The sequence below is a fragment of the Streptomyces sp. NPDC052040 genome, assembly GCF_044548405.1.
Taxonomy (GTDB): Bacteria; Actinomycetota; Actinomycetes; order Streptomycetales; family Streptomycetaceae; genus Streptomyces.
The window spans coordinates 171,246-197,363 of record NZ_JBIUBV010000001.1 but is presented as its reverse complement, the minus strand read 5'-3'; the positions used below and the strand labels follow the sequence as shown (position 1 = coordinate 197,363).

The window sequence follows — 26,118 nt, the reverse complement described above, 5'->3', positions numbered from 1 at the left end:
TGATCAGATCCGGTAGCCGGAGCCGGGCACGGTGACGATGACCGGGGGCTCGCCGAGCTTGCGGCGCAGGGTCATGACGGTCACGCGCACGACATTGGTGAAGGGATCCGTGTTCTCGTCCCAGGCCTTCTCCAGGAGCTGCTCGGCCGAGACGACGGTGCCCTCGCTGCGCATGAGGACCTCCAGGACGGCGAACTCCTTGGGCGCGAGCTGGACCTCCCGGCCGTCGCGGAACACCTCGCGGCGGTTGGGGTCGAGCTTGATCCCGGCACGCTCCAGCACGGGCGGCAGCGGCACGCTCGTACGCCGTCCGAGGGCGCGCACCCGGGCGATCAGCTCACTGAACGCGAAGGGCTTGGGGAGGTAGTCGTCGGCGCCGATCTCCAGGCCCTCCACGCGGTCGCTGACGTCGCCCGACGCGGTGAGCATCAGAACCCGGGTGGGCATCCCGTACTCGACGATCCGGCGGCAGACGTCGTCGCCGTGGATCAGCGGCAGGTCGCGGTCCAGGACGACCACGTCGTAGTCGTTGACGCCGATGCGCTCCAGGGCGGCCGCGCCGTCGTACACGACGTCGACGGCCATGGCCTCCCGGCGCAGACCGGTGGCCACCGCATCGGCGAGCAGCTGCTCGTCCTCGACGACGAGTACGCGCACGTCGTTAGTCCTTCCTGTGTCCGCCCGGGCCGCCCGGGGGTGCGGGCAGCCCACGGGCGGGTCCGTCGTGGGTGTGACCTCCATCCTGCCCTTTTCGGCCGTAAACCGGCTGTAAGGCGGGGTGGGCGGGGGTCCGGCGACGGGGCCGCAGCGGACGGAATGAAAAATTTTCCGGGGCGGTTGAGGTTTCCGCGGAAGGGCGCTGGGGGAGGACGGCTTTACACCCCGCGATCACGCTCTGCGTGTGCCACACCACGTGTGGTCGACTGCTCACCGTTTCCCCTGAGCGGGCGTGGATGTCCGGCACCGTCGCCGCCCAGCCAGGGCAGCGCTGGGCACCCAGGAGACGTGATCGCCCCTTTCCCGCACCGGCACACCCCCGTGCCACCGACCCACGACCCAGGACGAGGGGGCGCAGCATGGACGCATTCACCACAGGACTTCTGCAGCGCATACGGGCGACCGAGTCCGACCTGACGCATGCTCGTGAAACCGGCGACGACTTCCTCGCGGACGTCGAACAGTCGGAGCTCGACGACCTGCACCGCCTTGCCGCCGAGCACGGTGTGGAAGTCGGCGCGGCGCGCGTCTGATCGGCTCGCCCGGAGCGGGGCCCCGGCAGATCCAGGCCGGGGCCCCGTTTCGCGCGCGGGGGTACAGCGGGGGCGCGGTCGGGCCCGTGCCCGGGGTGCGGCGGCCGGTCAGTCGTGCCAGGCTCCCAGCTCGTCCAGTCTGGCCTGGAGCCGCTCGAACAGGCCAGGCGGGGCCGCGACGGTCAGGGCCGGGGAGAGCGGCTCCCCGGGGCGGCCGCCGGTCAGGGCGCCCGCTTCCCGGGCGATCAGGTCGCCCGCCGCGTAGTCCCAGGGGTTCAGTCCCCGCTCGTAGTAGGCGTCCAGACGTCCCGCCGCCACGTCGCAGAGATCGATCGCGGCGGAGCCGCCGCGGCGGATGTCCCGCACCTCGGGGATCAGCCGCCGGGCCACCTCGGCCTGCTGGACCTTGCGCTCGGTGAGATAGCCGAATCCGGTGCCCACCAGGGCGAGCTCCGGCCCGGGTGCGGTGCGCACCCGCAGCGGGCGGTCGTTGAGGAAGGCGCCCTCGCCGCGGACCGCCCGGAAGGTCTCCCCGCGTACGGGGGCGTGGACCACTCCGACCACGGTCTCCCCGTCCTTGCGGGCGGCGATGGAGATCGCCCAGCTCGGCAGCCCGTAGAGATAGTTCACCGTGCCGTCGATGGGGTCGATCACCCATTCGATGCCGCTGCGGCTCTCGACGCTGGCGCCCTCCTCGCCGAGGAGGCCGTCCTCGGGCCTGCGGTCCCCGAGCAGCCCGGTGATCAGCTTCTCGGCGGCGATGTCCATCTCGGTGACGATGTCGATGGCGCTGGTCTTGGTGGCGGCCACGCCGAGGTCGTCGGGGCGCCCCTCGCGCAGGAAGGTCCCCGCGCGGGTCGCCGCCTCCAGGGCCAGCTCCAGGAGTTCGTCGGTCAGCCGGTCGGCCGGCTCTGCCTGCTCGGTCACGGTGCTCCTCACACGTACGGGCTGTCGGCGCCCGCGGCGGCGGGCTTGGGGGTGCGGGCGGGGCAGCAGCCCACCGGGCAGAGGTCGTGGCTCGGGCCGAGGGTGCCGAGGGCGCACGGGGCCGTCCGCTCCCCCCGCTCCTTCGCGGCGCGCTCCAGGACCAGGTCGCGGACTGCGGAGGCGAACCGCGGGTCGGCGCCCACGGTGGCCGAGCGCCGCACCGGCAGCCCCAGCTCCGCCGCCTTCGCCGTGGCCTCCGTGTCCAGGTCGTAGAGGACCTCCATGTGGTCCGAGACGAAGCCGATCGGCGCCATCACGACCGCGGGCACCCCGGCGCCGTGCAGCTCCTCCAGGTGGTCGCAGATGTCCGGCTCCAGCCAGGGGATGTGCGGGGCGCCCGAGCGCGACTGGTAGACGAGGCGCCAGGGGTGGTCCTCGCCGGTCTGCTCACGCACGGCGTCGGCGATCAGCCGCGCCACGTCCAGGTGCTGCCGCACATAGGCGCCGCCGTCCCCGTGCCCCTCCACCGGTCCCGAGGTGTCGGCCGCCGACGTCGGGATGGAGTGGGTGGTGAAGGCGATGTGGGCACCGGCCCGGACGTCCTCGGGGAGGTCGGCCAGGGACCTCAGGACGCCCTCGGCCATCGGCTCCACAAAGCCCGGGTGGTTGAAGTAGTGCCGCAGCTTGTCCGTCTGCGGCAGGTCCAGGCCCTCGGCGTCCAGGACGGCCAGGGCCCCGGCGAGGTCCTCGCGGTACTGGCGGCAGCCCGAGTAGGAGGCGTAGGCGCTGGTCGCCAGGACCAGGATGCGGCGGTGGCCGTCCGCGGTCATCTCCCGCAGGGTGTCGGTCACATACGGCGCCCAGTTGCGGTTGCCCCAGTAGACGGGAAGGTCGAGACCATGGCCCGCGAAGTCCTTGCGGAGGGCGTCCAGGAGGGCGCGGTTCTGGGCGTTGATGGGGCTGACCCCGCCGAAGAGGAAGTAGTGCTGCCCCACTTCCTTCAGGCGCTCCTTGGGGATGCCCCGGCCCCGGGTCACGTTCTCCAGGAACGGGACCACCTCGTCCGGGCCCTCCGGGCCGCCGAACGAGAGGAGCAGCAGGGCGTCGTACGGTCTGGCATCGAGTGCGTCGGGCATGTCTACGATCCTGCCACCCGGCGCCGACAGCGCCCGCGTCACCCGGCCCGGCCGGTGCCGCCACCCGCTCCGGCCGGTGCCGTCCCCCTGCGCGCGGCCGGGGACCGTCGCTGTCCGAACGCCGGTGCGGACAGGGCCTCCCGGAATACGTTAGGGTTGCCTAACTCGTAAGGCACATGCTCACTTTTCACGCCTTACCGGACGCATCGGAGACCCCGTGCCCAGCCCCTACCGCGCCCTGTTCGCAGCCCCCGGCTCCAAGGGCTTCTCCGCCGCCGGGTTCCTCGGCCGGATGCCGCTGTCGATGATGGGCATCGGCGTGGTCACGATGGTCTCCCAGCTCACCGGGCGCTATGGGCTCGCGGGCGCCCTCACGGCCACCATCGCCCTGTCCGCGGCCGTGGCCGGACCCCAGATCTCGCGGCTGGTGGACCGCCTCGGACAGCGCCGGGTGCTGCGCCCGGCGACCCTCTTCGCACTGACCGCGGCCGCGGGGCTGCTCGTGGCCGTCCACCTCGGCGGCCCGGACTGGGTGCTGTTCGTCTGCGCCGCGGGCATCGGCGCGGTGCCCAGCCTCGGCGCGATGACCCGGGCCCGCTGGGCCGCGCTGTACGGGGGCACACCGCAGCTGCACACCGCCTACTCCTTCGAGTCGGTGGTGGACGAGGTGTGCTTCATCGTGGGCCCGATCGTCTCCGTCGGCCTGTCCACGGCCTGGTTCCCGGAGGCGGGCCCGCTGCTCGCCGGGTGCTTTCTCGCCGTCGGCGTCCTCTGGCTGACCACCCAGCGCGCCACCGAGCCCGAGCCGCACCCGGGCGACCGGCGCGGCAGCGGCAGCGCGCTGCGGGCACCGGGGCTCCAGGTCCTGGTCGCCACCTTCGTGGCCACGGGGGCGATCTTCGGCGCGGTCGACGTGGTGACCGTCGCCTTCGCCGACGAGCGGGGCCACAAGGCGGTCGCCAGCCTGGTGCTGGCGCTCTACGCCGCGGGATCCTGTGTCGCCGGACTGGTGTTCGGGCTGATGCGCTTCACCGGCTCCGCGGACCGCAGGTGGCTGCTGGGCATATGTGCCATGGCCGTGAGTATGATCCCCCTCCTACTGGTCGGGAACCTGCCGTTTCTGGCCGTGGCGTTGTTCGTTGCGGGTCTGTCCATCGCTCCGACCATGATCACCACGATGGCCCTCATCGAACGGCACGTACCACGCGCGCATCTGACCGAGGGAATGACCTGGGTGTCCACCGGGCTCGCGGTCGGGGTCGCGATCGGGTCCTCCGTGGCCGGCTGGGTGATCGACGCGGCCGGGGCGAGGGCCGGGTACGGGGTTCCGGCCGTGTCCGGGGCCGTCGCGGTGGCGGTCGGTTTCCTCGGGTATCGCCGGCTCGGCAGGCCGGTTCCGCAGCGGGGAGGGTCCGATGAGCACCACAGCGAGCGGGAAGAGCGGCACCTGGCGTAACTGGGCGGGGAACGTCACCGCCCGGCCGGTACGGGAGGTCGTCCCCGCCTCGGTCGAGGAACTCCGCGGCGCCGTGCGGCGGGCCGCCGAGGAGGGCCTGCGGGTGAAGGCCGTCGGCACCGGGCACTCCTTCACGGCCGCCGCGGCCACCGACGGCGTCCTGATACGTCCTCACCTGCTGACCGGCATACGCGGGATCGACCGCGCGGCCGGGACGGTCACCGTGGAGGCGGGCACCCCGCTCCGGAGGCTCAACGCGGCCCTCGCGCGCGAGGGACTCTCGCTCACGAACATGGGCGACATCATGGAGCAGACCGTCTCCGGCGCCACCAGCACCGGCACCCATGGCACCGGCCGCGACTCGGCCTCGATCGCCGCCCAGATCAGGGGACTCGAACTGGTCACCGCGGACGGCTCGGTGCTCACCTGCTCCGCTGCGGAGAACCCGGAGGTCTTCGCCGCCGCCCGGATCGGCCTCGGCGCCCTCGGGATCGTCACCGCGATCACCTTCGCGGTGGAGCCGCTGTTCCTGCTCTCCGCCCGCGAGGAACCGATGCCCCTCGACCGGGTCCTCGCCGAGTTCGATCAACTCTGGTCCGAGAACGAGCACTTCGAGTTCTACTGGTTTCCGCACACCGGGAACACCACCACCAAGCGCAACAACCGCAGCGCCGGGCCCGCGCAGCCGCTCGGGCGGCTGAGCGGCTGGTTCGAGGACGAGTTCCTCTCCAACGGCGTGTTCCAGGCGGTCAACTGGGTCGGCCGGGCCGCGCCCGCCGCCATCCCGGGAATCGCCCGGATCTCCAGCCGCGCCCTGTCGGCGCGCACCTACACCGACATCCCCCACCGGGTGTTCACCTCGCCCCGGCGGGTGCGCTTCGTCGAGATGGAGTACGCCGTCCCGCGCGCCGCCCTGGTGGAGGCGGTGCGCGAACTGAAGGCCATGGTGGACTGTTCGAACCTGCGGATCAGCTTCCCGGTCGAGGTCCGCACCGCCCCGGCCGACGACATCACCCTGTCCACGGCAGAGGGGCGGGACAGCGCCTACGTCGCCGTACACATGTTCCGCGGTACGCCGTATCAGGCGTACTTCACCGCCGCCGAGCGGATCCTCACCGCGCATGGCGGACGGCCGCACTGGGGCAAGGTCCACACGCGGGACGCGGAGTACCTCGCCGGGGTGTATCCACGCTTCGGTGAATTCACGGCGCTGCGGGACCGGCTGGACCCGGACCGGCGCTTCGGGAACGACTACCTCCGCCGGGTGCTGGGTTCCTGACGGGCGCCGGGATCCGGACATCTCCCGCAGGTCCGCCCCGTCCCGGAACGCCCCGCATCCAGGCCGTCCGGCGCCTGCGCGGGGGAAGATGCGGATCCCTCACCCTTGGTTGCCCTTGCGGCGGTTGGGTGAGGTACGCCACCTTGTGCGGGCAGGAAAAAACGGCCCATCGGGCGGCCTGCCCGGGCGGGTTGCCGGAAGTTGGGCGGCGTGCCGATCCACGGAGGTGGCCCGAATGGAGTACTGTTGCGAGCCCTGGGTCCGGCCTCCCGCCAGGGTGTCCGGGGCCTTGCTGGACCGCCGGGAGGGGGCCACTTGCACAGGGTGACGCGGTTTGTCACTTAGCGTTGCGAATAGGTAACCGTGCCATAACGGCGAGCCAGGGCCCCCGCCCGACACGCCGGGCAACTCGGCAAGGTTGTGGCAGGCTGCACCCGGGCAGGCCACACTCGACTAGCGGAAGCAGCGACGCACGTGACGTCGGCAGGCACCACCCGGGAGGTCCCCATGCCGGAACTGCGTGTCGTGGCCGTCTCCAATGACGGCACACGGCTGGTGCTGAAGGCTGCTGACAGCACGGAGTACACGCTTCCGATCGACGAACGGCTGCGCGCCGCCGTGCGCGGCGACCGTCCCCGCCTCGGCCAGATCGAGATCGAGGTGGAGAGCCATCTCCGCCCTCGGGACATCCAGGCGCGGATACGGGCCGGTGCCTCCGCGGAGGAGGTCGCCCAGCTCGCCGGGATCCCCGTCGACCGCGTCCGCCGCTTCGAAGGTCCGGTGCTGGCCGAGCGTGCCTTCATGGCCGAGCGGGCCCGGAAGACACCCGTGCGCAGGCCTGGTGAGAACACCGGCCCCCAGCTCGGTGAGGCTGTCAAGGAGCGGCTGCTGCTGCGCGGTGTCGAGCAGGACACCGTCCAGTGGGACTCCTGGCGCCGCGACGACGGCACCTGGGAGGTGCTGCTCGTCTACCGGGTCGCGGGCGAGGTGCACTCGGCGAGCTGGACCTACGACCCGCCCAGGCGGCTGGTCCAGGCCGTCGACGACGAGGCGCGCTCCCTGATCGGCGAGTCCGACGACCTGGCGCCCGAGCCGAGTTACCCCTTCGTCCCGCGGATCGCGCGGCTGCCGCGCGAGGGCCGGCTCGACCGTGCCCTGGAGCGCCCGTCGGACCGGCCCGCGCTGCCCGCGCAGGCGTCCGAGCCCGAGGAGGAGACCGCCGCTGCGGCCGAGCGGGACTCGCTCACCAGCCTTCTGGAGGCGGTGCCGAGCTTCCGTGGCGACATGGTCGTACCCGAACGGCCCGCGGAGCCGCAGGAGGAGCCCGTCGAGGAGCCCGAGGCGGAGGAGCCTCCGGCGCCCGCGGCCTCGGCCGGTTCGGCCTATGCGGACGTCCTGATGCCGCGTACGGTCGCCAGCCACCGGGACCGCCTCGTCGGCGCGACGGACCGTCAGGCCGAGGCGGACGGGGTCCGTCCGGGGCGCCGGGCAGCGGTCCCCAGCTGGGACGAGATCGTCTTCGGTACGCGGCGCAAGAAGCAGGAGTAGGGCGGCGCGAGGGAGCGGACCCCTCTCGCGAACGTGTGCGAGGGGGCCTTGACCTCCCGGTGCCGCCTGCCGTACGCCACTGGCGCGCGAGCGGGCGGACGCGCCGTCGGCAACGGCGCCCGTCACCGGTGTCAGCAGTTCGGGGCTCACACGAGCGTGTGAGCCCCGAAGCGTTGGACCCCTCGGGCAGCCGTCCGCCTACTGCGGGTCGGCGCCCACCGCGACCGGGCGGCCCGCCGCGGACCACTCCGACCACGAGCCCGCGTAGAGCGCGGCGGGGATCCCCGCCAGGGTGAGCGCCAGGACCTCCTGGGCGGCGGAGACGCCCGAGCCGCAGTACACGCCCACCTCGGTGCCCTCCACCGCGCCCAGCCCCTTGAAGCGTTCGGCGAGTTCGGCGGCGGGCCGGAAGTGCCCGGCCTCCGTCAGGTTCTCCGTCGTCGGTGCGGAGACCGCGCCCGGGACATGACCGGCCACCGGGTCGATCGGCTCGACCTCGCCCCGGTACCGCTCCCCCGCCCGCGCGTCCAGCAGCAGCCCCGTACGGGCGAGCGCCGCGGCGCCGTCGGCGTCCAGCAGCCGCAGAGCACCCGGCGCGGGCCGGAAGTCGCCGGGCGGGGGCTCCTCGGTCCCCGAGGCCAACGGCCCCTCCCAGGCGGCGAGTCCCCCGTCGAGCACCCGCACCTCCGGGTGACCCGTCCAGCCCAGCAGCCACCAGGCGCGCGCGGCGGCCCAGCCCGGGCCGCCGTCGTAGACGACGACCGGCCGGCCGGCCCGGACGCCCGCAGCCCGCATGGCCGCGCCGAAGCGGTCGAGGTCGGGCAGCGGGTGGCGGCCGCCGGGGCCCGGCGGGTCCGCCAGGTCGGCGTCCAGGTCCACGAAGACGGCGCCCGGGATGTGCCCGGCCGCGTGGGCGGCGCGCCCGTCGAAGGGGGCGCCGCCCGCGGTGGAGAGCTGCCAGCGGAGGTCCAGGAGCGTCGGCGGGTTCGGACCCGCCAGCTCACCGGCGAGTTCGGCTGCGGAGATGATGGCCTTCATGGCTCCATCCTCGCGCACGGGGTGGCCGCGTCGCCCGGGTCCGGCTAGTCTCCTGCGCCGGACGGTACCGATCACCCCTCGTAGGGAATCGGGCACTTTCCGTACGCCCCGGGGGTCGCACCCGGCCCTCGCACACGGCGGCCCGGACGCACCCGCTCCCGGCCGCCGCGGACCGGCGTGCGCCTCACCCGGCGCGGCCCGGCATGTGCCCCGCGCCGTGGTGCGAGCATCGGCACGGGGCGTGCGCCCGCGCGTACGCGGCACATGCGCACGCGGTGGAAGCCGAGCGGCCACCACGAGCGGCCGAGAAGAGAGAGACCATGACCGAAGCGCGGGAAACGGCCGATCCGAACGGCAGAACACACGCGGGTCACCCGCCCGGCACCCCCTGCTGGGCCAGTCTGATGGTGCATGGGACGGCCGCCGCCCAGGAGTTCTACGAGGCGCTGTTCGGCTGGGACTTCCGGCCGGGCCCCCGGCCGCTGGGCCCGTATGCGCGGGCGGTGCTGGACGGCCGCGACGTGGCCGGAATCGGCGGACTCCCGCCGGACCGCGATCTGCCGGTCGCCTGGACGCCCTACTTCGCCTCGGACGACGCGGACGCGACCGCCGAGACGGTGCGCAGCTGCGGTGGCACGGTCGCGGTCGGCCCGCTGGACGCGGCGGACGCCGGACGGCTCCTCATCGCCTCGGACCCGATGGGCGCGGTGTTCGGCGTCTGGCAGTCGGCCGGGCATCTCGGAGCGGGCCCGGCGGACGCCCCCGGCACCCCGGTCTGGCACGAGCTGCTGACCTACGACGCCATCGGTGTCGCCAAGTTCTACCGGACCGTCTTCGCGTCCGGCCGGGAGTCGGCCGTGCGCGGCGGTCCCGACCATGTGACCGTGCACCTCGGGGGACGTCCCGTGCTCGGTATCCGCGGGGTCGGGCGGGCGCTGCCCCGCGACCGGGGCCCGCACTGGATGACGTACTTCCGGGTCGCGGACGCGGACACCGCGGCCGAGCGGGTCCTCGGTCTGGGCGGCCGGGTGGTGCGGGCCGCGGGGGCCACGGACCTCGGCCGGGTGGCCGTCGTCATGGACCCGGAGGGCGCCGCCTTCTCGGTGGTCGGCCCGGCCGTGCACGCCTCCGGGTGAACCGGCGGGCCGTCAGGTGGACGACACCGGCAGGACCGTCTGGACGGCAGACTTTCCCCGCGTGCGGTTCTGCTCACCACCGGGGCCTCGTGCAGGCAGACGCTGCACCTGCTGCTGCACCGCATCGCCAGTGACCGCGCCTCGCTGTGGCTTCGGCCGCCCCGGGCCGACCGCACCGCTCGCCGCCTCGGCTCTGATATGGACGCCCGGGTCTGCGACATCGGCCTGCCGGGGCCGAGGGAACACCGACGACTGCTCGCCGAACCTGCTGTCAGCCGGTTGTCAGCGGCTGCCTGGTGCAATGGGGCCTGGTCCGTGGAGGAGTCCGACGTGATCGGCGGGCGGCGAGCGGGAGGCTGTTGATGTCCTGGACGGAATGCAGAGAACCGCGGCCGTCCGCCGCGATACGGCTGGTCTGCTTCCCGCATGCCGGCGGGTCGTCGCACTTCTTCCGGCACTGGCGCAAAGGGCTGCCCGAGTTCGAGGTGCACGCGGTCTGTTACCCGGGCCGGGCAGACCGGTTCGGGGAGCCGACGGCCACCGACCTGGTGGCGATGGCGGGTGAGATCGCCAAGGCCGTCAGGCCGCTGACGGATCGGCCCACCGCGTTGTTCGGACACAGCATGGGCGCGGTGGTGGCGTACGAGACGGCCAGGGCACTGGAGGCCGAGGGGGCCCAGCTGTCGCAACTGTTCGTGTCGGGTGCCCGTGCGGGCCATCTGGTGCGGCGGGATGCCCGGGCGGCCGGGATGAACGAGGAGAGCGTCATGGCGGCGCTCATGGAGCTGGGCGGCACCGATACCGAGCTGCTCGACCATCCGATGTTCCGTGAGCTGATCCTGCCCTACGTCCAGGCCGACTTCCGGATGCTGGGCGGCTACGAACACCGCGCGGGTGCGCTCCTCGGCTGTCCCGTCACGGCGGTCGCGGGGGCGGGCGACCCCCGGGTGACGGCGGAGCAGGCGGCGGACTGGGCGCACGTGACCAAGGGGCCGTTCCGGCAGCGGATGGTGCCCGGCGGGCACTTCTACCTGGCTGACTCACCGCCGTACGAGCTGGTTCGGGAGGCGTGCGCCGAGCGGGGCGGGACGAGGAGCCGGTAGGCGCGGACGGCAGGCCGACGACGGGTGCCGGTGCTTTGGCCGACCTGTTTCGAAGACTTTCGATCACTGGGGGACGCACGTGCGGGTGAGAGGTGGGCACAGGGCTGCCGTGGTCGCGACGGTCGTGCTGCCGCTGGCGGTGATCGCGTGGGCCGCGGTGGCGGTCGCCACGGTGAAGTCGCCGGGCGGCGCGGCGGTGCACGAAGCAGCGCGTTTCGACAGGAGCGGTCATTTCTTCCTCGCGGTGACGGCCATCCTGCTCGCCGCCTTTCTGAGCGGATGGCTGGCCGACCGGCTGGGGCAGCCGCGGGTGGTCGGCGAGATCTGCGCGGGACTCGCCATGGGACCGACCGTGCTGGGACGGTTGGCACCGGAGGCGAAGGAGTGGCTGTTCACGGCGGACACGCTGCCGATGCTGGACGGGCTGGCCCAGATCGGGCTGGTGTTCTTCATGTTCGGGGTGGGGCGGGAACTGACCGGCATGCCGCTGCGGAGTGCCGGATCGCAGGTGCTGCTGGTGAGCCAGGCGTCACTGCTGGTTCCCTTCGCGGCCGGCGCCGCGGCGGCCGTGCCCCTCGTCCACGACTTCACGGGAGCGGCAGGCAACCCGACGGCCTTCGTCCTGTTCGTGGGCTGCGCACTGAGCGTCACCGCACTGCCCGTTCTGGCCCGTATCCTCACCGACCTGCGCCTCACCCATACGCGTCAGGGACAGTTGAGCCTGTTCGCCGCCGCGCTCGGAGACGGCGCGGTGTGGCTCGTGCTCACCGGGATCCTGGCGGTCGTGCACGGGAGCAGTCCTGCGGGTGTGCTGTGGAACGGCCTGTTCGCCGCCGCACTCGCGGTTGTCTTCCTCGGTCCGCTGCGCAGGGGACTGACCGTCTGGGCCCGGTCCCGGACGCGGTCCGAGGCAGGCGTCGGGGGCGATGCGACGGTCATGGTCCTGCTTGCGGGCGGTGTCGCCGCGACGGCCACTCTCACCACTGTCGTCGGCGTGCACCAACTGATCGGGGCCCTGCTGGCCGGGCTGGCCTGGCCGACGGGCAACGCCCGCATGGCACGGGTGGCGGACCGGCTGTCGGCCACGTCCAAGGCCGTGCTGCTGCCGTTCTTCTTCTTCGGATTCGGGCTCACCATCGATCTCGGGTCGGTGCACTTCGACCGTTCCTCCGTGCTGGCCCTCACCACCCTGCTTTTCCTCGCTTTCGCCACCAAGGTGTGCGGGCCCGCACTGAGCGCCGTGCTCTCCGGCATGCGCCGGAGGCCGGCCCTCATGCTCGGCGTGCTGCTCAACGCCCGCGGACTGACGGAACTCGTCATCCTGCAGATCGGCTATCAGGCAGGCGTCATCGACCAGCGGCTGCTCAGCATCCTCACCATCGTCGCGCTGGTCACCACCATCATGACGAGGCCGATGCTTCGGCTGCTCGGGCCGGGGGCCGCCGAGCCCGCGCTCTCCCCGTGCGGGCCCGGGGATGACGGCCTGTCTCTGCAGGGTGCACCCGAGCACCCCTCGCTGTCCCGGTAGCACCTCTGCGGCAGGCGGCTCGAATGATCGACGCGATACTTCCCGCGGCTGCCATGGGCGCCGAGTCCTTCGGGGACGAGCCGGACGCATGGCTGTTTCCGGAGGAGCGGGCAGCACTGGGAGAGGTCGGCGAGGCACGCCGACGGGAACACACGACGGTGCGCCACTGTGCACGGCGGGCTCTGGGCGGCCTGGGACATGCACCGGCGCCACTGCTGCCGGGCCTACGCGGCGCTCCGCGGTGGCCCGACGGCGTCGTCGGCAGCATGACCCACTGTGCGGGGTACCGGGCCGCAGCCGTCGCACACCGGTCCGATGTGCACGCCCTCGGCATCGACGCGGAGCCTCATGCGCCCCTGCCGGAAGGGGTACTGGACTTCATCACGTTGCCGGAGGAGTCGGCGCATCTCGCGGAACTCGCCCTCCGCAACCCTCAGGTGCACTGGGACCGGCTGCTGTTCTGCGCCAAGGAAGCCGTCTACAAGGCCTGGTTCCCCGCCACGCACAGCTGGCTGGGCTTCGACGAAGCGGTGATCTCACCGGCGGCCGACGGTACGCTCCACGTCCGCGTCCTGGCCGCTCCTCCCCCGCAACAGACCTGCGCACCAAAGGAGTTCGAAGGGCAATGGCTGGTGCGGGACAGTCTTGTACTGGCATGCGTGGCATTACCCGCCTTTGTTTGACTGGGTTTCTGGCATGTGTAAGATTCGACTGACACATGCAGTCCGGCAACCGGGAGGTGGGAGCGTTGACCAGCGAGGAACTTCTGGCCTTCCTCTCCGCCGTCGGCCACACCCAGAGGCTCCGGGCCATCGCACGTCTTGCCGACGGCCGTATGTTCGTCAGTGAGCTGGCCCGGCAACTGGGCATGTCCCGCCCCCTGCTGTACATGCATCTGGAGCGCCTGGAGAAGGCCGGTCTGGTCACCGGCCATCTGGAACTCTCCGAGGACGGCAAGGCCCTCAAGTACTTCGAGCTGGTGCCGTTCGATCTGCACCTCAATGTGCAGACGATTCTGGACGCCCTGAGCGCGGACGAGCAGCAGACACCTGCACCGGATGGGCCTACCGATGAGGAAGGTTAGAACGTTATGAGGGGGACCCTGACATGACCGGCGCCGTTGTCGCCATCGCCATCGTCTTGATCGTCGTCGGAGGTATCACGGCGGCAGTGGTCTCACACTTCAGATTGCAGCGCCACCGCGCCGACGCCGTGGCCATGGCCTCGTACCGCAAGCTCGCCGAAGAGGCAGTCGCCCGGCAGGAGGCACTGCAGTCCGACCTGGCCGAGCTGAGGGCACGGGTGAGCTCGATCGACGACATGCTGCGGAGGATCGAGTGAGCAGGCCGGAAGCCGGGCGTCTGCGCCCACCGGCTTCCCTGGTCAGACTTCCGTTATCCGCCGCCCCCTGGCTCGCCGCCGTCTACCTCGCCAGCTACCCCCTGGTCGGAGGCGCCCTGTTCGTCGTGGCGACGGCCGCCCTCCTGGGCGGCGTGGTGTTCAGCCAGTTGACGGTGACCGTACCGCTGATCGTCGGCTTTGTGTGGGTGATCCGGGGCTGTGCGCAAGTCGAGCGGGGCCGCGCAGCACTCGTCGACCGGCCGATCCCGTACCACTACAGCGAGGTCACCGAGCCCGGCCTGCCCGCCCACATCAGAACCCGCTGCACCGATCCCGCGTTCGCCCGCGACTGCGCCTGCCTCATCCTCCTTTTCCCCCCTCTGCTGGTGCTGGACCTCTTCGCGCTGGTCGTCTGGCTGGTGTCCCTCGGCTGCCTCACGCTGCCCCTGTGGTACTGGGCGATAGACGTCTCCGGCAGCCCCACAGGCGAGGGGGACATGCTCGCCCCGGTCTCCACCCTGCCCGGAGCGCTGTCCCTCGCGCTCGCCGCGCTCGTCCTGCTTCCCTTCGCCGCCCGGCTTCTCCTGGCCACTGCCCGGCTTCATCTGACCGTGGCCGAGGCGGTGCTCCGGCCGCCCCGCGACCCACTCGCCGACGTCAAGGGCGTGCTTCTCCGCCCTGGTCCGCTCTCCGCCGCGCCGACCGGCCTGCGCACCTGCACACCCACAGAACCGACAGAGAACAGGGAATCCCATGAACCGAACACCGGCCGGGCCGACTGACGCGGTCATCCACTTGGACTCCGTGCACAAGGTCTACGGCGGCGGCAAGAACAAGGTGACCGCTCTCGACGGAGTCACCCTCAGCCTGCGGAAGGGAACCTTCACCGCGGTGATGGGCCCCTCCGGATCCGGCAAGAGCACCTTCCTCCACTGTGCCGCGGGGCTGGACCGGCCGACGTCCGGTTCGGTCCGGCTCGACGGCGTGGACTTGTCCCGGCTCAAGGAGAGGGAATTGACCAAGCTGCGACGCGAGCGCGTCGGTTTCGTCTTCCAGGCGTTCAACCTGATGCCCGCACTGAGCGTGCGGGACAACGTCACCCTCCCCTTACGCCTGGCGGGACGCCGCCCCAAGGCCGCCGAGGTCGACGAGGTAATCGAACGGGTCGGCCTCGCCTCACGTCAGAAGCACCGCCCCGGCGAACTCTCCGGCGGCCAGCAGCAACGGGTGGCCATCGCCCGTGCGCTCGTCACCCGGCCCGCCGTGGTCTTCGGCGACGAGCCGACCGGAGCCCTGGACACCCGGACCGCACGCGAGGTCCTCGGACTGTTGCGCGAGGCCGTCCAGTGGGCCGGGCAGACCATCGTGATGGTCACCCACGATCCCATGGCCGCCGCGCATGCGGACCGCACCCTCTTTCTCGCCGACGGCAGGATCGTCGACGCGCTGGAGCGCCCGACCGCAGACATGGTCGCCGAGCGCATGACCCATCTCGGCGCCTGGGCCGAGGAACAGACGGCGTACGACAAGCAGTACGGAGCAACCCAGTGATCGGCCTCGCACTGCGCTCCCTGAAGTTCCACAAGGGGGGCTTCGTCGCCTCCTTCATCGCGCTGTTCTTCGGCGCCGCCCTGGTGATCGCCTGCGGCGGGCTGCTGGAGACCGGAGTACGCGAACTGGCCGCGCCACAACGGCTCCGGGCCGCTCCGATCGTGCTCACCGGGGACCAGGGGTACCCCGGCTCCAACAAGGTCTTCCGGGAGCGGGTCCGGCTCGACGCCTCCGCTGTGTCCAAGGCCGAGGCGGTAGCGGGTGTCCAGGCGGCCGTGCCGGACATCTCCATCCCCGCGGTAGTCGTCCCGGCCGGCGGCAGGGGTGGTGCCACCGCCACCGGTCACGGCTGGGACTCCGCCCGGCTCGGACCGTATCGCCTGGTCGAGGGCAGCGCGCCGAGCGTCGCGGGCCAGGTCGCGCTCGACTCGCGGCTCGCCGCCCGGGCCGGTGCGAAGACGGGCGACCGGGTCACCCTCGGCCTGCACGGCACCATGAGCGCCTACCGGGTGACCGGACTGGTGAGCGGTCCCGGCGCCGCCGGGACGCTGTTCCTCGCGAACACCGACGTGGCGCGTCTCGCCCCGCAGCACGACAAGGTCGACTCCATCGGCATCCTGACCCGCCCCGGCGCGGACGAGAGCCGAGTGCGGGCCGCGCTCGCCGACGCGTTCGCGGGAGCCCCTGTCTCCGTGCTGACCGGCGACGAACGGGGTCGTGCCGAGTTTCCCGACGTCGTGATCCACGGCAAGAACCTGGTGTCCATGTCAGCTGTGTTCGGCGGGCTGGCCGCGATGGTCACGGTGTTCGTGGTGGCCAGCACACTCGGACTGTCCTTGCAGCAGCGGCAGCGGCAGATGGCTCTGCTGCGCGCGATCGGCTCGACGCCCGGCCAGGTCCGGCGGATGGTGCTGGCCGAGACGTTCACCGTCGCCGTCTTCGCCACAGCGCTGGCCTGCGTGCCCGGACCGCACCTCGGGCACTGGCTGCTGAGCCGGTTCGCGGACGCGGACGTGGTGCCCGGCGTGCTGATCTACCGCAGCGGCTGGATCCCGATGGTGGCGGGTGCCGGGACAGCGCTGCTGACCGCACTGGGAGCCGCCTGGATCGCGGCTCGCGCCGCCGCCCGGACCCGCCCGACCGAGGCGCTGGCCGAGGCATCCCTGGAGCGCCGTCGGCTCAACTGGATCCGCGTGGTCGTCGCCGTGCTCTGTCTTGCCGGTGGCACCACTCTCTCGTTGGTCACGATGAACGTCGACGGCGCCACGGCAGGCAGCACCGCCACGCCGGCCGCGATGCTGTGGGCTGCCGACTTCGGCCTGCTGGGCCCCACCCTGACCAGACTGATGACGGCCCTGCTGCGCTGGCCGTTGCGCGCCGTGACCGGCTTCTCCGGACAGCTCGCCCTCCTCAACGCCAAGGCCCGGGCGGCCCGGCTCGCCGGAGCGGTCATGCCGGTCATGCTCGCCACCGGAATGGCGACCGCCCTGATCTATCTGCAGACAACCCAGAACCAGGGCGCCCAGCAGGCGTTCGAGGACAACCTCCGCGCCACCCTGGTCCTCACCGACGCGTCCGGCGGGGTGCCCACGTCCCTGGTGGACGACATCGGCAAGGAGCCCGGTGTGGCGGCCGCCTCGGCCTATGTGCCGAGCTCCGGCTTCCTGGAACCGTCGAAGGCCGCGCTGGCTGCGTACAACGGCAAGGGCCGCAAGCCGAAGGGCTCCCCCGTGCAGATCACCGGGGTGTCCCCGGCCGGCATCGAGCGCACCACGGCGATCCGTGTGGCGAGCGGCAGCCTGGCCGATCTGGGCACGGACACCGTGGCGCTGCCCGAGTCGGCCGCCGGGGGGCACCGCATCGGTGAGCGGATCCCCATGCGCATGGGCGACGGCACCGAGGTCGACCCCCGCCTGGTGGCGACGGTCGGGGACCAGCGCGGGTACGGTGCGGCGCTGATGCCCGCCTCCGTCGTGGCCGCGCACACCACCGACGGCCTGGTGCCGCAGATCCTGGTCACCGCGGCTTCCGGTACCGACGCCAAGCAGCTCTCCGCTCGGCTCACCGGCTCCGCCGCACCCCTGCCCGGGCTGCGCGCGGTCGACCGGTCGGCCCTGGTGACCGCCTCGGCCGAGCAGAACGACACCCAGACATGGGTGGCGTACCTGCTGGTCGCCATGGTCGTCGGATACTCGGTCATCGCCCTGGTGAACTCGCTGGTGATGGCGACCGGCGAACGGCGCCGGGAGTTCACCCTTCAGCGTCTCGTCGGCGCCACACGGGGCCAGGTGATGCGGATGATGACGGTGGAGGCACTGCTGACCGCGCTGGCCGGGCTGGGGCTCGGCATGCTGGTGGCGGTCGCGACGCTGGTTCCGCTGAGCCGGGCCGTGCTCGCCCGGGCGCTGCCCGCCGGCCCGCCGTCGATCCTGGTCGTCGTTGTCGTGGCCACACTCGTCCTGACGGTCGGTACGACGCTGCTGACCGCCCGCGTGGCGCTGCGTACCCGGCCCTCCGCCGCCATCGGCAGCCGGGAGTGAGCTGAACACCGTCCGCACCTCCCGTGTCGACCTGCGTATTTCGCCCACCACTTAACAACGTGGTGGGCGAAGTCTTGTCAAACCTACGCTCGCTCTTATGGCGTTGAAGCCCATCGGAAACCATCTCGTCGCAGAATTGGAGTTTTTCGATGCTGAATAGAGTCGTGATCGTGGGGGGTGGTACGGCCGGCTGGATGACCGCGTCGTACCTGAAGGCGGCTTTCGGGGACCGGATCGACCTCACCCTCGTCGAATCCGGAAAGGTCGGCACGATCGGCGTCGGCGAAGCCACATTCAGCGACATCCGGCACTTCTTCGAGTTTCTCGGGCTCAAGGAATCGGACTGGATGCCGGCGTGCAACGCCACCTACAAGCTCGCGGTCCGTTTCGAGAACTGGCGGAAGCCTGGCCATCACTTCTACCACCCGTTCGAGCAGATGCCGTCGGTCGACGGCTTCCCGCTGACGGACTGGTGGCTCAAGGGCGGCCGCACCGACCGGTTCGACGTGGACTGCTTCGTGATGGCCAACCTCTGCGACGCCGAACGCAGCCCTCGTCACCTGGGCGGCGCCATGCTCTCGCAGCCGTACGACGAAAACGCCGAAGAGCCCCTGGGCCTGACGATGTCGGAGCACCAGGGCAAGACCCAGTTCCCGTACGCCTACCACTTCGAGGCCGCGCTGCTGGCGAAGTTCCTCACCGACTACACGGTGGGGCGCGGCGCGAAGCACATCGTCGACGACGTCAAGGACGTCAAGCTCGACGAGCGCGGCTGGATCAGCAGCGTGGTGACCGCGGAGCACGGCGAGCTGACGGGCGACCTGTTCATCGACTGCACCGGCTTCCGCGGGCTGCTGCTCAACAAGGCCCTCGAGGAACCCTTCATCTCCTTCCAGAACACCCTGCCCAACGACAGCGCGGTCGCCCTGCAGGTGCCGCAGGACATGGAGGCGCGGGGCATTCGGCCCTGCACCACCGCCACCGCGCAGGACGCGGGCTGGATCTGGACCATCCCGCTCTACGGCCGCATCGGAACCGGGTACGTCTACGCCGGGGACTATCTGTCCGCCGACGAGGCCGAGCGCACCCTGCGCGAGTTCGTGGGCCCGAGCGCGGCCGACGCCGAGGCCAACCACATCAAGATGCGTATAGGCCGCAGCAGCCGCTCATGGGTCAACAACTGCGTGGGGATCGGCCTGACCAGCGGATTCGTCGAGCCGCTTGAGTCGACCGGTATCTTCTTCATCCATCACGCGGCCGAGCAGCTGGTCAAGAACTTCCCCGGGCCGGACTGGAACCCGGTGCAGCGCGACAGCTACAACAGCGCCGTCGCCCATGTGCTGGACGGCGTACGCGAGTTCCTGGCCCTGCACTACGCCGCTGCCGCGCGCAACGACACGCAGTACTGGAAGGACACCAAGACCCGAGAACTGCCCGACGGACTGGCCGAGCGCATCGAGCACTGGAAGTACCAGCTGCCGGACACCGAGTCGGTCTTTCCCTACTACCACGGGCTGCCGCCGTACTCCTACCAGTGCATTCTGCTCGGGATGGGCGGCATCGAGCTCAAGCCGTCCCCGGCGCTGGCCCTCGCCGACGACAGTGCGGCGTGCAAGGAGTTCCAGTCGGTGCACGACCGGGCTTCGGGCCTCGTCGGCAGGCTCCCGACGCAGTACGAGTACTTCACCCACATGCGCCGCTGAGCCAGCAGGCGTCGCGGCGGCCGCTCAGGCCGCCGCGTGCGCCGTGTCCGCCGCCCCAGGGAGCGACCACCGTGACCGAACTGACCCGACTCGACGAACCCTCGCGGCCGGCCGCCCCGCACCCGGCCTCCGTCGCCGAGGGCCAGCGCGCCATGATGAGCGGCTTCCCCACCGGGGTGGCCGTTCTCACCACCGCCGACCAGGACGGCACACCCCGCGGGATGACCATCTCCTCCGTGTGCAGCGTCACCCTGGACCCGCCCGTCCTGCTGGTCTGCCTGCGGATCGGCAGCCCGACCCTGCGCACTGTCCTGGACACCGGCCGGTTCGCGGTGAATCTGCTGCACGGGGCCGCCCAACCGGTGGCCGAACTGTTCGCGTCGGGTGCGCCCGATCGCTTCGACCGCGTGTGCTGGGAGCACGACACGAGCGACCCGTGCGCGAGTGGGCCCCATCTCTTCCACGACGCGCACGCCATTGCGGACTGCCGTGTCCGTGAACAGCACCGCAGCGGGGACCACCTCGTGGTCTTCGGCAGCGTCCTGCGGGTCACCCCGTTCCCGGGCCGGCAGCCTCTGGTGTACGGCAAGCGGGAGTATCGGGTGTGGCCGCTGGGTCCGGACCGCTGCCAGGGCCGGTGAGGTCGCAGCGGAAGGTGTCCCGGCCGACTGGGTCGGCAACGATGCCGAAGGGGGCCCGAGCGTGTGCGCTCGGGCCCCCTTCGGCGTCGAGGACCGACCGGTATCGATGCGGTGCTGAGCAGCCCGGTGGTCGACGGATCAGGCCCCGGCCGAGGACGGCATGGTCTTCGGGCCGAGGAGGGGCCCCGAGACCCGTGCCGTCCTGCCGTCGAGGAGGGCCATCCCCAGCGGGGTCACCGAGTGCAACACGGTGTTGCGCACCCGCCGGGTGGTGATCAGCCCGGACTCGCGCAGCACGGTGGCGTGCTGACTGGCGCAGGGTGCCGAGACACCGAGCCGGTCGGCGAGCTGGCTGGTGGTGCGCGACGCCCGCAGCTCACGCAAGGCCGCCGCCCTGGTCTGGCCGACCAGGGCGGCCAGACCCTGAGACGGGAGGGTGGTGTCGTCCCACAGGGCAGCGGACTGCTCCGGCTTCGGCGGCGCGGAGAAGACCAGAATGGCCTGGCCCCGCTGTTCGTCGGCGCGGAAGAGGCGGGCGGGGCTGTGGGCGAGGAACACGGACGGACTGAGCACCAGGCCGTCTCCGTCGAGATGTACGTCTCCGTCGGGACCGTCGTGCAACTCCAGCACGTGGCCGTTCCAGTTGGCCCCTCGTCCCAGCCCGGCGAGCAGCTGCTCGACACCACCTGCCATCACCATCCGGCCGCGGGCGTCGCACTCGGCCTCGCCGTGAGCCAGCACCCGGCTCCAGTACGGGGCCACTGCGGCCCGCCAGAAATCGGCCGGGGCCGGTACGGACGCCGACTGGGGTCCGGATTTTGCACGCAGTCTCGTATAGACCTGGCGCTGCCATCTCGCGTACAAAGGGCCGACTCCACGAGTGAACAGTTCTCGGGCCAGTCCGGCCTCTGTTTCCGGCCCTGCGGACGACTGAAGCCGTGTGCGCGCAAGGTCTGTCGTTGTGAAATGAATTCTCTGCATGAATTACCCCCGTGTTGTGCACGACCTTCAGTCATGCGTCCGCCCCCGTCGGCCGGCCGACGGGGAGACGGCTTTCGTGCGGCCTGGCGGGGCCGAATCAGCTCGAGTGTCCGGTGAGCCGGGCGAAGGCGTCGTCGAGTGTGGGCCGACGCACGGCGAAATCCACGACGGCCACCCCTGCCTTTTCCAATACGGTCGCGGCAGCGGCGATACTTCCCATACCGGCACCGAGCGGAAGTGAGATGACGCCTTCCTCCCGGTCCACGGTCAGCTCGTCGGGCGTGCTGGTCCGCAGGGCGTCGGCGGCTTCGTCGACCACGCCCCGACCCGCCACTCGGATCTCCAGCCGGTCCGGTCCGACAGACCGCTTCAGCTCGTCCGGGGTCCCCTCGGCAACGACCCGCCCGTTGTCGACGACGGCGACGCGGTCGGCGAGGAAGTCCGCTTCTTCCAGATACTGGGTGGTCAGCAGGACGGTCACACCGTCCGCCACCAGACCCCGTACGGCGTTCCACAGCGACATCCGGCTCACCGGATCGAGTCCGGTGGTCGGTTCGTCGAGGAACAGCACCGAGGGTGACGCGACGAGGCAGGCCGCGAGGTCGAGTCGGCGGCGCATGCCGCCGGAGTAGGTCTGGGCGGGCCGGTCGGCGGCGCCGGTCAGGCCGAACTGGTCCAGGAGCTCGCCGGCACGCCGACGCGCGCCGCGCCGGCCGAGATGCAGCAGCACACCGATGAGGGTGAGGTTCTCCCGGCCGGTGAGCAGCCCGTCCACTGCCGCGTACTGGCCTGCCAGACCGATCCGGCGGCGCACCTCGGCGGGGTGGCGGACCACGTCGTAGCCCGCCACTTCGGCGTGGCCGCCGTCCGGTTCGAGCAGCGTGCTGAGCACGCGTACGGTGGTTGTCTTGCCGGCTCCGTTCGGGCCGAGCAGCCCGAGGACGGTGCCCTCCACGACGCCGAGGTCGACGCCGCTGAGGGCCTGGTGGTCCTTGAATCGCTTGCACAGGCCCTCGGCCCGGATCGCGGTCTCCACCTGCGGTCTCCGCGGAGCCGAATCAGGCGCCGAGGCCCGCGGCCGGCTCGCGGATGCTTCCGGGCCGCATATCGGTCCAGTGCTCCTCCACATGGGCCAGGGCGGCCTCCCGGGTGCTCTCGCCCAGCGACACCGTCCATCCCTCGGGCACCGCGGCGAAGGCGGGCCAGATGCTGTGCTGGCCCTCGTCGTTGACGAGTACGAGGAACGTGCCGTCCTGGTCGTCGAAGGGGTTCGTCACGTCGTGCTCTCCAAATCTGAGAATCCGGGGAAGAGGACCGCGGCAGGCCCCGATACGAACATCGTGGCGAGGCCCGCTGACACGGCACTGACTGCACCCTGCATGCGCGCTCAGGCGGGAGCGGCCTGGCGGGACTCCACGAAGCGCACGACGTCATTCACCGTACGGAAGTTGTCGATGTCGAGGTCCGTGGGGTGCACGGTGATGCCGAAGGTGCGTTCGACCCACATCACGAGCTGGACGGCGAACAGAGAGCTGACGCTGCCCGTGGCGAAGATGTCGCGGTCGTCCCGGAGTTCTGTGTCCCGGACGTGTTCTCCGATGAAGGTGCGCACAGTCTTGACGATGTCTTCCGTCATCAGGCCCCTGCCTTCTTCCCGGTGTTGACCGGCTCGTGTGAATAGAAACCCCGACCGCTCTTGCGGCCGAGGCAGCCCGCGGCGACCAGCTTGCGCAGCAGCGGCGCGGGAGCGAACTTGGGGTCGTTGAAGTTCTCCAGGAGGACCTCCAGCGAGTACATGACGGTGTCCAGGCCGATCAGGTCCGCGGTCTCCAGCGGGCCCATCTGGTGGCCGAGGCACTGCCGGAAGAGCCGGTCGATGTCACCGGCCTGCGCCACGTTGTCCTGCAACAGGAGGATCGCCTCATTGACGCTGAGCATCGCGACGCGGTTGGTGACGAAGCCCGAGGAGTCCTCGACGACCACGATGTCCTGCCCGACGGTGCGGAACAGGTCGCGTGTGATCTCGATCGTCCCGGGCGAGGTGTGGAAGCCCCGGATCACTTCGACGAGCTTCTTCAGCGGTACGGGGTTCATCAGGTGGGTGCCGATCACCCGGTCCGGACGGCCGGTGACCGAGGCCATCCTGGTGATCGGGATGGCCGAGGTGTTCACGCCGAACACGCAGTGCTCCGGTGCCACCGCGTCCATCTCGCGGTAGAGCTTCTCCTTCACGTCCCAGTTCTCCGTCACGTTCTCCACGACGTAGTCGGCGTCGGCGAGACCGTCGAGACCGGTGCGGAACTCGATCCGGGAGAGCACCTCTTCGGGAGTGCTCCTGCTCAGCTCGCGGTCGAGCATCCCGTACAACCGGGCGTTCTCCCCGATCAGGTCGCGGGCCCGGGACAGGGCGGCGTCGGTGGTGTCCACGAGTACCACCGACAGTCCTGCCGCGGCGAAGGCGTGGGCACCGCCGATGCCCATCGTGCCGGCGCCCAGGACGGCCACGCGCCGGATCTGGCTGGTATCAGTCATCGCTTTCCCTTGCCCGGTTGTGGTGTGGTGCGGCACCGCTCGGCAAGCGGGGCCGGCCAGTCGGCTACGTCCCACCCGTACTGGCAGAGCACGGCGTAGGTGAATCGCTCCAGGCCGAATCCGACGCAGGCGGAGTACACCGAGGTGCCGTCCGGTCCCTTGATGCCGAAGGCGTCGCCGAAGTGTTTTTCGTGCAGGTTGAACGAGCCGACGGAGATGCTGTCCCCGGCGGCGATGTCCAGGTGGAGTTCGTGTTTGAGTTCCAGCAGACGCTGCGAGGAGACCTGGGCCGCGGTCGCGGCTCCCGCGAAGAACGGGTCGCTCGCCACCTCGCACCGGCCGGCCAGGTCGAGCTGCTGGACGAGTTCGACGGCACGTCGGCGGAACCGGTCGCGGGCCTCGCGCACGAACTCGGCCGTGCCCAGGAAGACGGTCTCGCGGATGGTGAAGTCGGACAGCCGCTCCAGGGTCCGGTGGTAGCGGGACTCGTGCCGGAAGGAGCCGCCCTTGGCGGTGACCACGGTGTTCTCGTCGGTGAGAACGGTACCGGCGAACTGGTCGAAGGTGTGGTAGCACATCGTGGGCGGCAGGCACCGGTCCACCGGTGCGCAGCGGTGCAGCACCCGGTCCCCGATGGCCTCCCGCGCCCCGACCTCCTCGGCGAAGGCCCGGTAGACGTCGACGTCGCCGTCGAGCCGGGCGGCGAACATCATGTGCTGCGGGAACGAGGAGAGGTATCCGCTGCGGTGCAGCGCGGTGACCGGCAGCAGGGTCGGGTAGCGGTACTCGCGGGCCTCGAACTCCTCGCGGACGATGTCCCGCAGCAGTCCGTCGAGCGCGTCGAGCAGGGCCAGGGCCGGAGCGCCGAGCGCCACCTGTCCGGGCCCGATCTCGTACACCACGCCGTCCGCCAGCAGCCCGTCGAAGGTGTCGGTGTGCGGTGTGCGATCCGTGGTCGAACGCCACAGCACCTTGGGCGGGGTGGGGAGTTGAGGGCGTACCTCGGTGTCGACGACGTGCCGCAGCTTCTTGCCCAGGGCCTCCGCATCGACCGGATGCCCGGTGGTCACTTCCACGGCGTCAACCCTGCCGCCGTCGCCGGGCAGGAGCCGGAAGCCGGTGATGGACTCGGAGATGTAGTAGACGCGCCGGTTCAGTTCGTCGAGATGGGCCCCCGAGACCGGTTCGTCGAGGGCGAGTCGGTACGTGTGCATCACGGCTCCTCGTCCCTACGCCGCCGTCGGCAGGCCCATGAGGCCGGCGATGATGGACCGCTGGATGTCCGAGGTGCCGCCGTAGATCGTGCCCGCGAGCACGTCCCGGACCTCCCGCTCGATACCGAACTCCTCGGTGTAGCCGCGGGCGCCGTGGATCTGCATGGCGTCGAGTGCGGTGGCCTTCAGGCCCTCACTGACGTAGAGCTTCAGCATGGACGCCTCCTGCATCGCGAGGCGGCCCTGGGTGCGGAGCCAGCCCACCTTGTAGAGCATCAGCCGGGCCAGCTCCAGCCGGACCCGCATGTCGGCGATCTTGTGCGAGACGGACTGGAACGAGCCGATGGGGCGGCCGAACTGGCGGCGGTCGGCGGCGTAGGCGGCACAGCGGTCCGTGAGCCGGCTCAGCACGCCGACCTGGCTGGCGAACATGAAGCCGCGCTCCCACTCCATGGTGGAGGTGAACAGCTGGTACCCGGCTCCCTCGGCGCCCAGCCGCTGGTCCTCCCCGACCACGCAGCCGTCGAAGGTGATCTCGCCCATCGGTGTGCCGCGCAGCCCCGCCTTGGGGATGTCGCGGGCGGTCAGTCCCGCGGTGGCGGCCGGTACGACGAAGGCGGACAGGGCGCGCTGCGGGGCGGCGTCGGCTCCGCCGGTACGGGCGAACACGATGAACAGGTCCGCGCGCGGGCCGTTGCTGATGAACTTCTTCGTCCCGTTGAGCACATAGCCGTCGCCGTCGCGTACAGCGGTGGTGGCGAGGGAGAGCATGTCGGACCCGCTCTCCGGTTCCGACAGGGCGTGCGCGCCGACCAGCGAGCCGTCGCAGAGCGCGGGAAGCCAGCGGCGACGCTGCTCCTCGGTACCGTGGTCGGCGATGTAGACGGCGCAGGCGAAGAGGTGGTTGTTGATCGCGAAGACCAGCCCGTTGTCGACACAGCCTTCGCCGAGCGCCTCGTAGGCCATGATCGCGGTCAACGGGTCCAGTCCCCCGCCGCCGTACTCCTTCTTGACCGGCCAGCCCAGGACGCCGAAGTCGGCGCAGGTCTTCCAGCCGTTCTCGTCGAAGGTGGCGTTGCGGTCGTGCTCGGCCGCCCGGGCGCCGAGGTTGTCACGGGCGAACCGGACCACCTTCTCGCGCAGCGCCTGTTGCTGGGGCGTGGGTGCGAAATCCATCAGTCTTCTCCGTCGTGTGGGAGCGGGGTCCGAAGCGG

The 26,118-nt window shown here is 71.2% G+C and carries 26 protein-coding genes; 15 read left to right on the top strand and 11 right to left on the bottom strand.

From position 1 onward, the window contains the following. Positions 1-3: 3 nt before the first annotated feature. The gene (locus tag ACIHAA_RS00800; RefSeq protein WP_399811199.1) at positions 4-657 is read right to left on the bottom strand and encodes a response regulator transcription factor; all 654 of its coding nucleotides are present in this window, start codon (positions 655-657) and stop codon (positions 4-6) included. 419 nt (positions 658-1,076) lie between these two features. Between ACIHAA_RS00800 and ACIHAA_RS00795 the strand changes: the two genes are divergently transcribed. Beyond that, the gene (locus tag ACIHAA_RS00795; protein ID WP_399811196.1) at positions 1,077-1,250 is read left to right on the top strand and encodes a hypothetical protein; all 174 of its coding nucleotides are present in this window, start codon (positions 1,077-1,079) and stop codon (positions 1,248-1,250) included. Positions 1,251-1,358: 108 nt separating this feature from the next. Here ACIHAA_RS00795 and ACIHAA_RS00790 read toward each other — a convergent pair whose 3' ends face one another. Continuing rightward, a complete protein-coding gene (locus ACIHAA_RS00790; protein WP_399811194.1) occupies positions 1,359-2,177 on the bottom strand; it encodes an inositol monophosphatase family protein in 819 nt (272 codons plus the stop codon). Positions 2,178-2,185: 8 nt separating this feature from the next. Further along, the gene (locus ACIHAA_RS00785) at positions 2,186-3,313 is read right to left on the bottom strand and encodes a ferrochelatase (RefSeq protein WP_399811192.1); all 1,128 of its coding nucleotides are present in this window, start codon (positions 3,311-3,313) and stop codon (positions 2,186-2,188) included. Between the two features lie 217 nt (positions 3,314-3,530). On the opposite strand from ACIHAA_RS00785, the gene ACIHAA_RS00780 reads away from it, so the two are divergent. The 3 genes from ACIHAA_RS00780 to sepH all read left to right on the top strand — a co-directional run bounded on the left by ACIHAA_RS00780 (position 3,531) and on the right by sepH (position 7,596). Then, a complete protein-coding gene (locus tag ACIHAA_RS00780; RefSeq protein WP_399811189.1) occupies positions 3,531-4,769 on the top strand; it encodes an MFS transporter in 1,239 nt (412 codons plus the stop codon). Then, the gene (locus ACIHAA_RS00775) at positions 4,729-6,048 is read left to right on the top strand and encodes a D-arabinono-1,4-lactone oxidase (RefSeq protein ID WP_399811186.1); all 1,320 of its coding nucleotides are present in this window, start codon (positions 4,729-4,731) and stop codon (positions 6,046-6,048) included. The genes ACIHAA_RS00780 and ACIHAA_RS00775 overlap by 41 nt, the downstream gene beginning before the upstream one ends. Before the next feature lie 507 nt (positions 6,049-6,555). Further along, on the top strand, positions 6,556-7,596 hold the full coding sequence (sepH, locus tag ACIHAA_RS00770; protein ID WP_399811183.1) for a septation protein SepH: 1,041 nt from the start codon (positions 6,556-6,558) through the stop codon (positions 7,594-7,596). 198 nt (positions 7,597-7,794) lie between these two features. Here the strand turns inward: sepH and ACIHAA_RS00765 are convergent, their stop codons facing one another. Further along, positions 7,795-8,634 carry a sulfurtransferase gene (locus tag ACIHAA_RS00765; protein WP_399811181.1) on the bottom strand — a complete coding sequence of 280 codons (840 nt, stop codon included), beginning with the start codon at positions 8,632-8,634 and terminating at the stop codon, positions 7,795-7,797. A gap of 320 nt (positions 8,635-8,954) precedes the next feature. Between ACIHAA_RS00765 and ACIHAA_RS00760 the strand changes: the two genes are divergently transcribed. From ACIHAA_RS00760 to ACIHAA_RS00710, 11 genes are all read left to right on the top strand, one after another. Continuing rightward, a complete protein-coding gene (locus tag ACIHAA_RS00760; RefSeq protein WP_399811179.1) occupies positions 8,955-9,770 on the top strand; it encodes a VOC family protein in 816 nt (271 codons plus the stop codon). Between the two features lie 362 nt (positions 9,771-10,132). Next, a complete protein-coding gene (locus ACIHAA_RS00755) occupies positions 10,133-10,873 on the top strand; it encodes a thioesterase II family protein (RefSeq protein ID WP_399811176.1) in 741 nt (246 codons plus the stop codon). Positions 10,874-10,982: 109 nt separating this feature from the next. After that, entirely contained in the window at positions 10,983-12,401 is a 1,419-nt protein-coding gene (locus tag ACIHAA_RS00750; protein WP_399811173.1) for a cation:proton antiporter, read from the top strand. Positions 12,402-12,424: 23 nt separating this feature from the next. Next, positions 12,425-13,084, top strand: a complete 660-nt coding sequence (locus tag ACIHAA_RS00745) for a 4'-phosphopantetheinyl transferase (RefSeq protein WP_399811169.1) — start codon at positions 12,425-12,427, stop codon at positions 13,082-13,084. 65 nt (positions 13,085-13,149) lie between these two features. Then, positions 13,150-13,485, top strand: coding sequence for an ArsR/SmtB family transcription factor (locus ACIHAA_RS00740; RefSeq protein ID WP_399811166.1), 336 nt, complete (start codon positions 13,150-13,152; stop codon positions 13,483-13,485). Between the two features lie 23 nt (positions 13,486-13,508). Continuing rightward, positions 13,509-13,742 carry a hypothetical protein gene (locus ACIHAA_RS00735; RefSeq protein WP_399811163.1) on the top strand — a complete coding sequence of 78 codons (234 nt, stop codon included), beginning with the start codon at positions 13,509-13,511 and terminating at the stop codon, positions 13,740-13,742. Further along, the gene (locus ACIHAA_RS00730) at positions 13,739-14,524 is read left to right on the top strand and encodes a sensor domain-containing protein (RefSeq protein WP_399811160.1); all 786 of its coding nucleotides are present in this window, start codon (positions 13,739-13,741) and stop codon (positions 14,522-14,524) included. The genes ACIHAA_RS00735 and ACIHAA_RS00730 overlap by 4 nt, the downstream gene beginning before the upstream one ends. Further along, complete coding sequence (locus ACIHAA_RS00725; RefSeq protein ID WP_399811157.1) at positions 14,496-15,293, top strand: ABC transporter ATP-binding protein; 798 nt, start codon at positions 14,496-14,498, stop codon at positions 15,291-15,293. Before ACIHAA_RS00730 ends, ACIHAA_RS00725 begins: the two co-directional genes overlap by 29 nt. Continuing rightward, a complete protein-coding gene (locus ACIHAA_RS00720; RefSeq protein ID WP_399811155.1) occupies positions 15,290-17,833 on the top strand; it encodes an FtsX-like permease family protein in 2,544 nt (847 codons plus the stop codon). Before ACIHAA_RS00725 ends, ACIHAA_RS00720 begins: the two co-directional genes overlap by 4 nt. 149 nt (positions 17,834-17,982) lie before the next feature. Then, the gene (locus ACIHAA_RS00715) at positions 17,983-19,536 is read left to right on the top strand and encodes a tryptophan halogenase family protein (RefSeq protein ID WP_399811152.1); all 1,554 of its coding nucleotides are present in this window, start codon (positions 17,983-17,985) and stop codon (positions 19,534-19,536) included. Positions 19,537-19,607: 71 nt separating this feature from the next. Then, positions 19,608-20,177, top strand: coding sequence for a flavin reductase family protein (locus ACIHAA_RS00710; protein WP_399811149.1), 570 nt, complete (start codon positions 19,608-19,610; stop codon positions 20,175-20,177). Positions 20,178-20,315: 138 nt separating this feature from the next. Here the strand turns inward: ACIHAA_RS00710 and ACIHAA_RS00705 are convergent, their stop codons facing one another. From ACIHAA_RS00705 to ACIHAA_RS00675, 7 genes are all read right to left on the bottom strand, one after another. Continuing rightward, positions 20,316-20,918, bottom strand: a complete 603-nt coding sequence (locus ACIHAA_RS00705) for an ArsR/SmtB family transcription factor (protein ID WP_399811146.1) — start codon at positions 20,916-20,918, stop codon at positions 20,316-20,318. 337 nt (positions 20,919-21,255) lie between these two features. After that, a complete protein-coding gene (locus ACIHAA_RS00700; protein ID WP_399811143.1) occupies positions 21,256-22,194 on the bottom strand; it encodes an ATP-binding cassette domain-containing protein in 939 nt (312 codons plus the stop codon). Between the two features lie 22 nt (positions 22,195-22,216). After that, a complete protein-coding gene (locus ACIHAA_RS00695; protein WP_399811140.1) occupies positions 22,217-22,435 on the bottom strand; it encodes an MbtH family protein in 219 nt (72 codons plus the stop codon). 110 nt (positions 22,436-22,545) lie between these two features. Then, the gene (locus tag ACIHAA_RS00690; protein ID WP_399811137.1) at positions 22,546-22,794 is read right to left on the bottom strand and encodes an acyl carrier protein; all 249 of its coding nucleotides are present in this window, start codon (positions 22,792-22,794) and stop codon (positions 22,546-22,548) included. Further along, positions 22,794-23,690 (bottom strand): 3-hydroxyacyl-CoA dehydrogenase family protein, encoded by an 897-nt coding sequence (locus ACIHAA_RS00685; RefSeq protein WP_399811134.1) that lies wholly within the window; start codon positions 23,688-23,690, stop codon positions 22,794-22,796. The genes ACIHAA_RS00690 and ACIHAA_RS00685 overlap by 1 nt, the downstream gene beginning before the upstream one ends. After that, on the bottom strand, positions 23,687-24,904 hold the full coding sequence (locus ACIHAA_RS00680; protein WP_399811132.1) for a hypothetical protein: 1,218 nt from the start codon (positions 24,902-24,904) through the stop codon (positions 23,687-23,689). The genes ACIHAA_RS00685 and ACIHAA_RS00680 overlap by 4 nt, the downstream gene beginning before the upstream one ends. A gap of 15 nt (positions 24,905-24,919) precedes the next feature. Continuing rightward, positions 24,920-26,080: an acyl-CoA dehydrogenase family protein gene (locus ACIHAA_RS00675; RefSeq protein ID WP_399811130.1), complete on the bottom strand. Its 1,161-nt coding sequence runs from the start codon at positions 26,078-26,080 to the stop codon at positions 24,920-24,922. Between the last annotated feature and the right edge of the window lie 38 nt (positions 26,081-26,118).